This window comes from Streptococcus mitis (assembly GCF_946188695.1).
GTDB lineage: Bacteria > Bacillota > Bacilli > Lactobacillales > Streptococcaceae > Streptococcus > Streptococcus mitis_DF.
The window spans coordinates 1-13755 of the sequence record NZ_CAMHWI010000022.1; the positions used below are offsets into that span (position 1 = coordinate 1).

Sequence of the window (13755 nt, forward strand, 5' to 3'; positions counted from 1 at the left end):
AATTCTAGCATAATTCGTCGTCTGAGACTAACTTCCAGTTTTGGGAGAGAGATGGAAGTTACTTTGAGAAGTTACGGAAAAATCGTTTACATGACTTTATCGACGGATTAGGCTATCTTTTGCTTCTCTCTTGTGTTATACTAGATAGGTTGCAAAGAAAACAGTACTTTTCTTTTGTGGAAAAGAAGCAACACGATTTTATATCCAGTATATGAAAATACGTCATAAAAAGAAAAGTATAAACTAAGCCCTATAGGGTGGCTTCGCACCACCTTTAGAAAGAAGAATAACGTGAAATTTAATGAATTAAACTTGTCTGCTGATTTGCTAGCAGAGATTGAAAAAGCTGGTTTTGTAGAAGCCAGTCCGATCCAAGAACAAACCATTCCCCTGGCCCTTGAAGGCAAGGACGTTATCGGTCAAGCTCAGACTGGTACAGGAAAAACTGCAGCCTTTGGCTTGCCTACCCTTGAAAAAATCCGTACAGAAGAAGCGACTATCCAGGCCTTGGTCATCGCTCCAACTCGTGAACTCGCTGTCCAAAGTCAAGAAGAACTCTTCCGCTTTGGTCGTAGTAAGGGAGTCAAAGTCCGTTCAGTATATGGTGGATCAAGCATTGAAAAACAAATTAAGGCTCTTAAATCTGGTGCCCATATCGTGGTGGGAACACCTGGTCGCCTTTTGGACTTGATTAAACGAAAGGCCTTGAAATTACAAGATATTGAAACTCTTATCCTTGACGAAGCGGATGAAATGCTCAACATGGGCTTCCTTGAAGACATTGAAGCTATCATCTCCCGTGTCCCTGAAAACCGTCAAACTCTTCTCTTCTCAGCAACTATGCCAGATGCTATCAAACGTATCGGCGTTCAGTTTATGAAAGAACCTGAGCATGTGAAGATTGCTGCTAAGGAATTGACAACAGAATTGGTTGACCAATACTATATTCGTGTTAAGGAACAAGAAAAATTTGATACAATGACTCGTCTTATGGATGTGGAACAACCAGAACTTGCTATCGTATTTGGTCGTACCAAACGCCGTGTAGATGAATTGACTCGTGGTCTGAAAATCCGTGGTTTCCGTGCAGAAGGAATTCATGGTGACTTGGACCAAAACAAACGTCTTCGTGTCCTTCGTGATTTTAAAAACGGTAATCTGGATGTTCTAGTTGCGACGGACGTTGCAGCGCGTGGCTTGGATATTTCAGGTGTGACCCATGTCTATAACTACGATATTCCACAAGATCCTGAAAGTTATGTTCACCGTATCGGTCGTACAGGTCGTGCTGGTAAGTCAGGTCAGTCTATTACTTTCGTATCACCAAATGAAATGGGCTACCTCCAAATCATTGAAAACTTGACTAAGAAACGCATGAAAGGTCTTAAACCTGCAAGTGCAGAAGAAGCCTTCCAAGCTAAAAAACAAGTGGCTCTTAAGAAAATCGAACGTGATTTTGCAGATGAGACTATCCGTGCCAACTTTGAGAAATTTGGTAAGGATGCTCGTAAGCTAGCTGCCGAATTTACTCCAGAAGAATTGGCAATGTATATCTTGAGTCTGACTGTTCAAGACCCAGATAGTCTTCCTGAAGTGGAGATTGCACGTGAAAAACCACTGCCATTTAAACCATCAGGTAATGGCTTCGGTGGTAAAGCTAAGGGAGGTCGTGGAGGCCGTCGTGGGGACGACCGTCGAGACCGTGATCGCCGTGGTGATTTCAAAAAAGGAAGTCGTGGCAATGATCGTTTTGATAAGGAAAAACGTTATCGTAAGGATAATAAAAAACCACGCAATACTTCAAGCGAAAAGCAAACAGGCTTTGTTATTCGTAACAAGGGCGATAAATGAGAAAAAGCGGTTCAAAATGAATCGCTTTTTTATATAAGGAGACCGAATGGAAAAAGAAAGATAAATAAAATAGATATATTATATTTTTGTAATATTATGATACACAAAAATAGGGAGCTTGTCAATAGAAAAGAAGCAATTTAATTAAAAATATTCTTGTTTTTTTAAATTGCAATTAAATAAGCAATTTTCAGATAATAATTGAAAATTCAAGCTGTTTATGTTATAATGATAGCGATTAAATTCGAGGTGAAAAATGGCACATTTATTAGAAAAAACTAGAAAAATTACTTCTATCCTGAAGCGCTCAGAGGAGCAGTTGCAGGAAGAACTTCCATACAATGCGATTACCCGTCAATTGGCAGATATTATTGACTGTAACGCCTGTATCGTCAATAGCAAGGGACGTCTCCTTGGTTATTTCATGCGTTACAAAACCAATACAGATCGTGTAGAGCAGTTCTTCCAAACTAAGATTTTCCCAGATGACTACATTCAAGGTGCGAACATGATCTACGATACAGAAGCCAATCTGACAGTTGATCATGATTTAAGTATTTTCCCTGTGGAAAGTCGTGCCGACTTTCCAGATGGTTTGACGACTATTGCACCGATTCATGTATCAGGGATTCGCCTTGGTTCTTTGATTATTTGGCGCAATGATAAAAAATTCGAAGATGAGGACTTGATTCTTGTTGAGATTGCCAGTACCGTGGTTGGGATTCAACTTCTTAATTTCCAGCGTGAAGAAGATGAGAAAAATATTCGCCGCCGTACTGCTGTTACCATGGCGGTTAATACCCTTTCTTACTCCGAACTCCGTGCTGTTTCAGCAATTTTAGGGGAATTAAATGGAAATGAAGGGCAGTTGACTGCGTCTGTGATTGCAGACCGTATCGGAATCACCCGTTCTGTGATTGTCAATGCTCTTCGTAAACTTGAGTCTGCGGGAATTATTGAAAGTCGCTCACTTGGAATGAAAGGAACCTACCTTAAGGTCTTGATTTCAGATATTTTTGAAGAAGTGAAGAAAAGAGATTACTAATGACTAAAGCTTTGATTTCGATTGATTATACAGAAGATTTTGTTGCTGATAGTGGTAAATTGACAGCAGGCGCTCCAGCTCAGGCAATTTCGGAAGCCATTAGTAAGGTGACTCGGTTAGCTTTTGAACGCGGAGATTACATCTTCTTTACCATTGATGCTCATGAAGAAAACGATTGTTTCCATCCAGAAAGCAAGCTATTTCCTCCTCACAATTTGATTGGGACTAGTGGACGAAATTTATACGGAGATTTGGGGACCTTTTATCAAGAACATGGTTCAGACAGTCGTGTCTTTTGGATGGATAAACGCCATTACTCAGCTTTTTCAGGGACTGACCTGGATATCCGTTTGAGAGAGCGGAGAGTGTCTACCGTTATCTTAACAGGTGTCTTGACGGATATCTGTGTCCTACATACAGCTATAGATGCCTATAATCTAGGATATGATATCGAGATTGTTAAACCAGCTGTTGCTTCCATCTGGCCTGAAAATCATCAATTTGCCCTAGGTCATTTCAAAAATACACTTGGAGCTAAGTTGGTAGATGAAAATCTAAATGAAATTTCAGAGTAATTTGGTTGATGAAATGAAAAATTTTTGAAAAAAAGTGTTGACAAGCATCCTAAAAGTTGATATACTAGTAAAGTAATCGACGCGGGGATGGCGGAATTGGCAGACGCGCAGGACTAAGGATCCTGTGACCGCTTTAGGTCGTGAGGGTTCAAGTCCCTCTCTCCGCATAGGATAAGAGTTAGCTTAGGCTAGCTCTTTTGTTTTTATCTAACTTTATGTAGAGCAAAAAATTTTGGCTCTTTTTTCGTATTTCATAAACATTTCATATTTGGGTTTTATAATAGTCTTACAAATATGGAGGTGACAAATGAATCCAATCCAAAGAGCTTGGGCTTATGTCAGTAGAAAACGACTGAGAAGTTTTATTTTATTTCTGATTTTGCTTGTCCTATTGGCCGGAATTTCAGCCTGTTTGACTCTGATGAAGTCCAACAAAACAGTGGAAACCAATCTTTACAAATCACTCAATACCTCTTTTTCAATTAAGAAGATAGAAAATGGTCAGACATTCAAGTTGTCAGACTTAGTATCTGTAAGCAAGATTAAGGGACTGAAAAATGTTTCTCCTGAACTGGAGACGATTGCAAAATTAAAAGACAAGGAAGCAGTGAGTGGTGAGCAGAGCGTTGAACGTGATGATTTGTCAGCTGCGGACAAGAACTTGGTTAGTTTAACGGCTCTTGAAGATTCAGCCAAGGATGTCACCTTTACCAGCTCGGCTTTTAACTTAAAAGAAGGGCGACACCTTCAAAAAGGGGATTCCAAGAAAATTCTCATCCACGAAGAGTTGGCTAAGAAGAATAGTCTTTCGATTCATGACAAGATTACCTTAGATGCTGGTCAGTCAGAAGCTGGTAAAGGACAAACTGTCGAGTTTGAAATCGTCGGAATCTTCTCTGGTAAAAAACAAGAGAAATTTACAGGTTTGTCTTCTGACTTCAGTGAAAACCAAGTCTTTACAGACTATGAAAGTAGCCAAACCCTTTTGGGCAATACTGAACCTCAAGTTAGTGCAGCGCGCTTCTATGTAGAAAATCCTAAGGAAATGGACGGACTCATGAAGCAGGTAGAGAACTTGGACTTGGAAAATCAAGGCTATCAAGTCGAAAAGGAAAGCAAGGCTTTTGAACAAATCAAAGACTCAGTTGCTACCTTCCAAACCTTCCTGACCATCTTCCTTTATGGGATGTTGATAGCAGGAGCTGGAGCCTTAATTTTGGTCTTGTCTCTCTGGTTGAGAGAACGGGTCTATGAAGTGGGGATTTTACTTGCACTTGGAAAAGGCAAGAGCTCAATCTTCCTACAATTCTGTTTAGAGGTAGTTTTGGTATCTCTCGGTGCTTTGCTTCCAGCATTTGTTGCAGGAAACACTATCACATCTTACCTACTCCAAACTCTACTAGCAAGTGGAGATCAGGCAGTCTTACAAGACACGCTAGCTAAAGCAAGCAGCTTATCAACCAACATCCTATCTTTTGCAGAATCCTATGTTTTTCTAGTTCTGCTTAGTTGCTTATCTGTAGCCCTTTGTTTCCTATTCTTATTTAGAAAATCGCCTAAGGAAATTTTATCATCTATTAGTTAATACTCTTCGAAAATCAAATTCAAACCGCGTCAGCTGTATCTGCAACCTCAAAACAGTGTTTTGAGCAACCTGCGGCTAGCTTCCAAGTTTAATCTTTAATTTTCATTGAGTATAAGAAGGAGAAATCATGACTTTATTACAATTACAAGATGTTACCTACCGTTATAAGAATACTGCTGAAGCAGTCCTATATCAGATCAATTATAATTTTGAACCCGGGAAATTTTACAGTATTATTGGTGAGTCAGGAGCAGGAAAATCCACTCTCTTGTCCCTACTTGCTGGTCTAGATAGTCCTGTTGAAGGTTCTATCCTTTTCCAAGGAGAGGACATTCGTAAGAAGGGCTATTCCTACCATCGCATGCACCATATTTCCCTGGTCTTTCAAAATTATAACTTGATAGATTATCTTTCTCCACTGGAAAATATCCGCTTGGTCAACAAAAAGGCAAGTAAGGATACACTTCTTGAGCTTGGTTTGGATGAAAGTCAGATCAAGCGGAATGTTCTCCAGTTATCAGGTGGTCAACAACAACGTGTTGCCATTGCTCGTAGTTTGGTCTCAGAAGCTCCAGTAATTCTAGCGGATGAGCCAACGGGAAATCTGGACCCTAAAACTGCTGGAGATATTGTCGAACTGCTTAAATCACTTGCCCAGAAAACAGGTAAATGTGTCATTGTCGTCACCCACAGTAAAGAAGTGGCACAAGCGTCAGATATTACACTTGAGTTGAAGGATAAGAAACTGACTGAAACTCGCAATACTACGAAATAATATGAACTTTTTCTGTTAGAACTATAAAATAGAACAAAATCTAGAAAGGGAACCTATGTTACACAACGCATTTGCCTATGTTACAAGGAAGTTTTTCAAATCGATTGTCATCTTCCTGATTATTCTCCTCATGGCGAGCTTGAGTTTGGTTGGCTTGTCAATCAAGGGAGCTACTGCCAAGGCTTCTCAGGAGACCTTTAAAAATATCACCAACAGCTTCTCCATGCAAATCAATCGACGCGTCAATCAAGGAACGCCACGTGGTGCTGGGAATATCAAGGGTGAAGACATCAAAAAAATCACCGAAAACAAGGCCATCGAGTCTTATGTTAAACGCATCAACGCTATCGGAGATTTGACTGGATATGAACTCATCGAAACGCCAGATACCAAGAAAAATCTGACACCTGACCGTGCTAAACATTTTGGAAGTAGCTTGATGATTACAGGTGTCAATGACTCCTCTAAAGAAGACAAGTTTGTCTCTGGTTCTTATAAGCTGGTCGAAGGTGAGCGCCTAACCAACGATGATAAGAACAAGATCCTCCTACACAAGGACTTAGCAGCCAAACACGGCTGGAAAGTAGGGGACAAGGTCAAACTAGACTCTAATATCTACGATGCAGACAATGAAAAAGGTGCCAAGGAAACAGTCGAAGTGACAATCAAGGGACTCTTTGATGGCCACAATAAGTCAGCAGTAACCTACTCACAAGAACTCTATGAAAATACAGCTATCACAGACATTCACACTGCTGCAAAACTTTATGGATACACAGAAGACACAGCTATTTATGGGGACGCAACCTTCTTTGTAACAGCGGACAAGAACTTGGATGATGTTATGAAAGAGTTGAATGGCATCAGTGGTATCAACTGGAAGAGCTATACTTTAGTTAAGAGCTCCTCTAACTACCCAGCTCTTGAGCAATCCATCTCTGGTATGTACAAGATGGCCAACCTCCTCTTCTGGGGTAGCTTGAGTTTCTCAGTTCTTCTCCTTGCCCTCTTGCTCAGCCTTTGGATCAATGCCCGTCGCAAGGAAGTGGGTATTCTCCTCTCTATAGGTCTCAAGCAGGCAAGTATCTTGGGGCAATTCATCACTGAATCCATCTTGATTGCCATTCCTGCTCTTGTTTCTGCTTACTTCTTAGCTACTTACACAGCGCGTGCAATCGGAAATACTGTCCTTGCCAATGTGACTTCAGGTGTTGCCAAACAGGCTAGTAAGGCGGCTCAAGCCTCTAACCTTGGTGGTGGTGCAGAAGTAGATGGCTTTAGTAAGACCTTATCGAGCCTAGACATTTCCATTCAGACATCAGACTTTATCATCGTCTTTGTCCTTGCCTTGGTTCTCGTGGTTCTTGTTATGGCGCTTGCTTCAAGCAATCTCCTAAGAAAACAACCAAAAGAACTCTTACTTGATGGTGAATAAGTCTGAAAAAATTAGTCTAAAATAGAGACTGCATCTTGTTTTTCTATTCAAGAACGGTGTATAGAGAATGGATATTTAACAATACAAAATAGAGCCGAAAGCAGTGGTGAAAATCATTGCTTTCAATCGCTTTCTTTGTACTTTTACTGGTGGATGTGATATACTAAAATCGTGGAATTCAGTGGAAAGATAATTTACAATTTCTATATTCAAATATGCATAAAAAATTATACATGATTTGTTTTTTAAATAAATAGAAAACTTGTAGATACCTATCCATACTGCAAAGGTAAACGAGTTTGCCTTTTAAAAATATAAAATAGTGAGGAAAACAATGAGACAAACAAATGTTAGAGGGACATTATCCCTACGTGGCTTTAGAAAATTAAGAACTGGTGCAATTGTTGCGACAGGTGTGATGTTATTGGGTCTGGGCTTTTTAGCTCCAACTGTTTCAGCTAATGAACAAGATGGTGTTTGGGTAGCCAGAACAGTTGCAGAAGTAAAAGCTGATATTCAAAATATAGACAATTTATCACACTACACAATTAAGTGGGGAGATACACTGAGTGCTATTAGTGGAGCAACAGGGCTATCTGTTGATAGTTTGGTTGAGATAAATCGTATTGCAAATAGAGATTTGATTTTTGCTAATAATAAATTGTATTTTAGCGAAGAGGCTTTTCTAAAAGATGGAAATACAGAAATCAAAAGACAGCGAGTGTCGATTGATAATTCTGGTAGCTGTCAAAGTTATGAAGTTGAAACAAAGACAGATACTGTAACTGGAGAGCAAACTACTACAGTTAAACAAACGGCACCAGTAGTTGTGGAAACACCAGCAGTATCAGTACCGAAATCAGAAACCTTAGTTTCAGTTGCGCCAAAAGTTGAAGAGCCAGTGACACCGGCCCCGAAAGAAGAGAATCCAGCAACACCAGCGCCGAAAGCGGAAGAACCAGCGACACCAGCGCCAAAAGCGGAAGAGCCAGCGACACCGGCACCGAAAGTGGAAGAACCAGCGACACCAGCACCAAAAGTAGAGGAACCAACGACACCTGCGCCGAAAGCGAAAGAACCAGCGACACCCGCACCAAAAGTAGAGGAACCAGCGACTTCAGCACCAAAATCAGAAGAACCAGTAGCAACTGAGCCAAAAACAGAAGAGCCAGTGGCAACAACGCCAAAAGTGGAAGAACCAGTGACCCCAGCGCCAAAAGCAGAAGAACCAGCGACTCCAGCACCAAAAGTGGAGGAGCCAGCGAGTCCAGCACCAAAAGCAGAAGAACCAGCGGTTCCAGCGCCAAAAGCGGAAGAACCAGCGGTTCCAGCGCCAAAAGCAGAGGAGCCAGCGACTCCGGCACTAAAATCAGACGAGTCAGTGGCACCAGCGCCAAAAGCAGAGGAACCAGTGGCACCAGCGCCGAAAGCGGATGAGCCAGTATCTCCAGCACCGAAAGTGGAAGAACCAGCGACACCAGCGCCAAAAGTAGAGGAGCCAGTGACTCCATCACCAAAAGCAGAAGCACCAGCAGAAGGAACAACGCCAAAAGTGGAAGAGCCAGCAGCGACTGAGCCCAAAGTGGAGGAACCAGCGACTCCAGCACCAAAAGTAGAGGAACCAGCGACACCGGCGCCGAAAGCGGAAGAACCAGCGACACCGGCACCAAAAGTGGAAGAGCCAGAGACTCCAGCACCAAAAGTAGAGGAACCATCGACTCCAGCACCAAAATCAGAAGAACCGGCTACACCGGCATCAGAAGTGGAAGAACCAGCGACACCAGCACCAAAAGTAGAGGAACCATCGACTCCAGCGCCAAAATCAGACGAGCCAGTGGCACCAGCGCCAAAAGTGGAAGAACCATCGACACCAGCGCCGAAAGTAGAGGAACCATCGACACCAGCACCGGTAACCCCAAGCGAAGAAGCACCGGTCACATCAGGCGATACCAATTCCACTGCACAGCCAGCTGGAGAAACAGGTAACTCTGAAACAACTGCAGAACCTTCCAATACTCCATCTACAGATGCTACAAATGATTCAGGTAATGCAGCAACATCAAGTCCGGTAACAGATGATACTACTTCAAACACAGGGACTACAGAACAACCTGTAGCTTCAAATCCAAGTTCTGAAGTTCCAGCGCCAAAGGTGGATGAGCCAGTGGCACCAGCGCCAAAAGCAGAAGAACCAGCAGCGTCCGCACCGAAAGCAGATGAATCAGGTTCTTCAGTTGAATCTCCATCAACAGGCAATCATTCAGACGAGTCAGGAACACCATCTGAAACTCCTACAGGTGACTCAACAGCTACCCAACCAAGTGATTCAACATCGTCACCAGTAACCCCAAGCGAAGAAGCACCGGTCACATCAGGCGATACCAATTCCACTACACAGCCAGCTGAAGAAACAGGTAACTCTGAAACAACTGCAGAACCTTCCAATACTCCATCTGCAGGTGCTACAAATGAAGCAGGGAATTCAGAGTCATCAAGTTCAGTAACAGATGATACTACTTCAAATGTGGAAACTATAGATCAACCTGTAGCTTCAAATCCAAGTTCTGAATCACCGGCGACCCCAGCACCAAAATCAGACGAGCCAGCGACCCCGGCACCAAAAGACGGTGAATCAGGTTCTTCAGTTACATCTCCATCAACAGGTAATCATTCAGACGAGTCAGGAGCGCCATCTGAAACTCCTACAGGTGACTCAACAGCTACCCAACCAAGTGATTCAACATCGTCACCGGTAACCCCAAGTGAAGAAGCACCGGTCACATCAGGCGATACCAATTCCACTACACAGCCAGCTGGAGAATCAGGTAGCTCTGAAACAACGTCAGAACCTTCCAATACTCCATCTGAGGAAGCTACAAATGATTCAGGGAATGCAGCAACATCAACTCCAGAGCCAAAATCAGAAGAAGAACTTAAGAAGGAAGAAGCCTTGAAGTCAGCTAAAAAGGAGAGTATAGATGACAATATTGGTGAAGTTGTTAAAATAAAAGCAGATGCGATTGAAAAAGTTCCTGATGCAGATGAAAAGGCAAGATTAAAAGAAGCATTAAAGGCGTTACAAGATAAAGCGATAGAAGAAATTAACAAAGCAAAAGACGATGAAGAAGTAGCTACTGTTACAGAAAAATATCAAAATGAAATCAATGCATTGGATGTTCCAGGTGAAGAAGTTTCAAGTCCGAATTATGGTAGAGAAGGCTTGACCAATAATGGTCCTGGTGGAACTACTATTGACAATGGAAGCACAGCGATTGGTCATGGTGCAAGTGGGACTTCCAGATCAGCAACAGCATCTCCAACCCAACCTTCTTCAACTTCAGAAGGGGCTTCAAGTTTTAGAAATGCCCCATCGGTTCAAGCAAGAGCAAGAAGAGTGGCACGTTCAACATCAGAACCAGATGGAACTGTAAATATTAGCTATAACTTCGCTGGAATGCCAGATATTCATGGTTTCCTATCTGACCCGGGAGAAGATAACACTGTCACAATTCCTGCAGGAACGAGTGAAGCACAGGCAAAAGAGCTAGTAAAAGAAAAAATTCAAGCCAAGATAAAAGACCTAGCTGCTAGAGGGTATCATGTGAAAAATGACATTATTTTTGAACAAGATACTACTGTGAAAAATTATAACTACGTTGTCACATTCACTAAGGAGGCTACAGGAACTTCAGGTTTCAGAATGGCTCCAGCAGTTCAACCACGCGCTAGCAGAAATCGTAGAAGTCTAGAACAGCCAACTCCTCAAAAGGTCAAAGTCAATGTTTTTTATAACTTTGATCAAATGAAAGATATTGCAGGTTTCCTAGGAGATATCAATGGAACTCTTCTTGAAGTCTCGGAAGGTTTAACAAATGAACAGGTGAAAGAAGCGGTTAAGAGCCAAGTTGATGTTAAGAAAGAAGAGTTGAGCAAACAAGGCTATACTTTCAAAGAGGACTATGTCTATCAAGCTAATGGGAAAGATTATAACTACGTTGTAACATTTTCAAAAGCAGCTAAATAATTTTCATTCTATAGAGAGTGAAATGCAAGCAGAGAGAGCGATAGGCTCTCTTTGTTTTATCTAGTAGTCAGTTGCTTACAGACAAAAGGCCAGTAAGAGGCTATAATAGAAAATAGAGTAGGTATTTATTCTAATACTCTTCGAAAATCTCTTCAAACCACGTCATCGTCGCCTTACCGTAGGTATGGTTACTGACTTCGTCAGTTCTATCCACAACCTCAAAACAGTGTTTTGAGCTGACTTTGTCAGTTCTATCTACAACCTCAAAGCAGTGCTTTGAGCAACCTGCGGCTAGCTTCCTAGTTTGCTTTTTGATTTTCATTGAGTATAAGAAAAATAAAAAATAGAGAGCAGTTAAAGTATGAAAATTTTAATTGTAGAAGATGAAGAGATGATCCGTGAGGGGGTCAGTGATTATTTGACGGATTGTGGTTATGAAACCATTGAGGCGGCGGACGGGCAAGAAGCTTTAGAAAAATTTTCCAGCTATGAAGTAGCCTTGGTTTTACTGGATATCCAGATGCCCAAGCTCAATGGTCTAGAAGTCCTAGCTGAGATTCGTAAAACTAGTCAGGTTCCTGTCTTGATGTTGACTGCCTTTCAGGATGAGGAGTACAAGATGAGTGCTTTTGCCTCGCTAGCAGATGGCTATCTGGAAAAACCTTTTTCTCTGTCCCTCTTAAAAGTGAGGGTAGACGCGATTTTTAAGCGCTATTATGATACAGGACGAGTCTTCTCCTATAAGGATGCCAAGGTGGACTTTGAAAGCTATAGTGCAAGCCTCGCAGGTCAAGAAGTAGCCATCAATGCCAAGGAGTTGGAAATTCTAGACTATCTGGTGAAAAATGAAGGCCGGGCCTTGACTCGATCTCAGATTATCGATGCGGTCTGGAAGGCGACAGATGAGGTTCCCTTTGACCGTGTCATTGATGTCTATATCAAGGAATTGCGGAAAAAGTTAGACTTGGACTGCATCCTCACTGTGCGCAATGTTGGTTATAAATTGGAGCGAAAATGAAACGAACAGGTTTATTTACAAAGATATTTATATACACCTTCTCGATTTTTAGTATTCTGGTCGTCTGTCTCCATTTAGCCATTTATTTTCTCTTTCCCTCGACTTATCTGAGCCACCGTCAGGAAACCATTGGTCAGAAAGCGACAGCTATTGCCCAGTCCCTAGAAGGTAAGGATAGGCGGAGTATAGAGCAAGTCTTAGACTTGTATTCCCAGACCAGTGAAATCAAGGGGGCGGTCAAGGGAGAGATGACCGAGGACAAGTTGGAGATCAAGGAAAATCTTCCTCTGGACACAGACCGCCAGACAACCTCTCTCTTTATCGAGGAGCGTGAGGTGAAAACGCAAGACGGTAGCACTATGACTCTTCAGTTTCTAGCTTCCATGGATTTGCAAAAGGAAGCAGAGCAGATTAGTCTTCAATTTCTTCCCTATACCTTGCTGGCCTCCTTTCTGATTTCCCTCTTGGTAGCCTACATCTATGCTCGGACCATTGTTGCCCCCATTTTGGAAATCAAGCGGGTAACCCGACGGATGATGGAACTAGATGCCCAAGTGCGATTGCGCGTGGATTCTAAGGATGAGATTGGTGATCTCAAGGAACAAATCAATAGCCTCTACCAGCACCTTTTAACTGTCATTGCGGACTTGCATGACAAGAATGAAGCTATTCTCCAGCTTGAGAAGATGAAGGTCGAATTCCTACGAGGGGCTTCCCATGAACTGAAAACACCTCTGGCTAGTTTGAAAATCCTAATCGAAAATATGAAAGAGAATATCGGTCGTTATAAGGATCGAGACCACTATCTGGGAGTTGCCTTGGGGATTGTGGATGAGCTCAATCACCACGTTCTCCAGATACTTTCTCTTTCTTCTGTGCAGGAATTACGAGATGATAGGGAAACAATTGACCTCCTACAGATGACGCAAACTCTAGTCGAGGATTATGCCTTGCTAGCCAAGGAAAGAGGACTTCAGATTGACAATAGTTTGAAGCATCAGCAGGCTTATCTAAATCCATCTGTCATGAAATTGATCCTGTCTAATCTCATCAGCAATGCTATCAAGCACTCCATTCCAGGTGGCTTAGTTCGCATTGGAGAAATAGAAGGGGAACTTTTTATCGAAAATAGCTGTAGCTCAGAGGAACAAGAAAAACTAGCCCAGTCTTTTTCTGACAATGCTAGTCGCAAGGCCAAGGGGTCTGGGATGGGTCTCTTTGTAGTCAAGAGTCTATTGGAACATGAAAAATTAGCTTATCGTTTTGAAATGCAAGAGAATCGTTTAACTTTCTTCATAGCTTTTCCAAAAGTCGCCCAAGACTAGGGATAGAAAGGGTTTACATAGATGAAGCTAGAAGAAATTCAATCGAAACTGCGGGAAAAACTAGATTTTTTTGTCAAAAAGTGATAAAATGAACAATGTAAATGGGATGACCCATAAAAATA

General features: G+C 42.0%; 9 protein-coding genes and 1 tRNA gene. All 10 read left to right on the top strand.

Annotated elements, in window-relative coordinates; genetic code table 11:
• The first annotated feature begins 291 nt into the window (after positions 1 to 291).
• The 10 genes from cshA (at position 292) to vncS (ending at position 13633) form a co-directional block, all read left to right on the top strand.
• The gene (gene cshA, locus N8L33_RS08745) at positions 292 to 1851 is read left to right on the top strand and encodes a degradosome RNA helicase CshA (protein WP_261059627.1); all 1560 of its coding nucleotides are present in this window, start codon (positions 292 to 294) and stop codon (positions 1849 to 1851) included.
• A gap of 256 nt (positions 1852 to 2107) precedes the next feature.
• Positions 2108 to 2896, top strand: coding sequence for a GTP-sensing pleiotropic transcriptional regulator CodY (gene codY / locus N8L33_RS08750; protein ID WP_000940738.1), 789 nt, complete (start codon positions 2108 to 2110; stop codon positions 2894 to 2896).
• The gene (locus N8L33_RS08755; RefSeq protein WP_261059628.1) at positions 2896 to 3471 is read left to right on the top strand and encodes a cysteine hydrolase family protein; all 576 of its coding nucleotides are present in this window, start codon (positions 2896 to 2898) and stop codon (positions 3469 to 3471) included. Before codY ends, N8L33_RS08755 begins: the two co-directional genes overlap by 1 nt.
• 81 nt (positions 3472 to 3552) lie before the next feature.
• Positions 3553 to 3638, top strand: a tRNA-Leu gene (locus tag N8L33_RS08760).
• Positions 3639 to 3778: 140 nt separating this feature from the next.
• Entirely contained in the window at positions 3779 to 5056 is a 1278-nt protein-coding gene (locus N8L33_RS08765; protein WP_261059629.1) for an ABC transporter permease, read from the top strand.
• Positions 5057 to 5183: 127 nt separating this feature from the next.
• A complete protein-coding gene (vex2, locus tag N8L33_RS08770) occupies positions 5184 to 5831 on the top strand; it encodes an ABC transporter ATP-binding subunit Vex2 (protein WP_000173751.1) in 648 nt (215 codons plus the stop codon).
• A 55-nt stretch (positions 5832 to 5886) separates the two neighbouring features.
• Entirely contained in the window at positions 5887 to 7266 is a 1380-nt protein-coding gene (gene vex3 / locus N8L33_RS08775) for an ABC transporter permease subunit Vex3 (RefSeq protein ID WP_261059630.1), read from the top strand.
• A 334-nt stretch (positions 7267 to 7600) separates the two neighbouring features.
• The gene (locus N8L33_RS08780; protein ID WP_261059631.1) at positions 7601 to 11290 is read left to right on the top strand and encodes a LysM peptidoglycan-binding domain-containing protein; all 3690 of its coding nucleotides are present in this window, start codon (positions 7601 to 7603) and stop codon (positions 11288 to 11290) included.
• A gap of 361 nt (positions 11291 to 11651) precedes the next feature.
• On the top strand, positions 11652 to 12308 hold the full coding sequence (gene vncR, locus N8L33_RS08785; RefSeq protein WP_120769921.1) for a response regulator transcription factor VncR: 657 nt from the start codon (positions 11652 to 11654) through the stop codon (positions 12306 to 12308).
• Positions 12305 to 13633 carry a sensor histidine kinase VncS gene (vncS, locus tag N8L33_RS08790; protein ID WP_261059632.1) on the top strand — a complete coding sequence of 443 codons (1329 nt, stop codon included), beginning with the start codon at positions 12305 to 12307 and terminating at the stop codon, positions 13631 to 13633. The genes vncR and vncS overlap by 4 nt, the downstream gene beginning before the upstream one ends.
• Positions 13634 to 13755 lie beyond the last annotated feature (122 nt).

What these genes read in the sequence shown, in the direction of transcription:
- codY (WP_000940738.1), top strand. Translation starts at nt 2,108, where the DNA reads ATGGCACATTTATTAGAAAAAACTAGAAAAATTACTTCTATCCTGAAG.
- N8L33_RS08755 (WP_261059628.1), top strand. Translation starts at nt 2,896, where the DNA reads ATGACTAAAGCTTTGATTTCGATTGATTATACAGAAGATTTTGTTGCT.
- N8L33_RS08765 (WP_261059629.1), top strand. Translation starts at nt 3,779, where the DNA reads ATGAATCCAATCCAAAGAGCTTGGGCTTATGTCAGTAGAAAACGACTG.
- vex2 (WP_000173751.1), top strand. Translation starts at nt 5,184, where the DNA reads ATGACTTTATTACAATTACAAGATGTTACCTACCGTTATAAGAATACT.
- vex3 (WP_261059630.1), top strand. Translation starts at nt 5,887, where the DNA reads ATGTTACACAACGCATTTGCCTATGTTACAAGGAAGTTTTTCAAATCG.
- N8L33_RS08780 (WP_261059631.1), top strand. Translation starts at nt 7,601, where the DNA reads ATGAGACAAACAAATGTTAGAGGGACATTATCCCTACGTGGCTTTAGA.
- vncR (WP_120769921.1), top strand. Translation starts at nt 11,652, where the DNA reads ATGAAAATTTTAATTGTAGAAGATGAAGAGATGATCCGTGAGGGGGTC.
- vncS (WP_261059632.1), top strand. Translation starts at nt 12,305, where the DNA reads ATGAAACGAACAGGTTTATTTACAAAGATATTTATATACACCTTCTCG.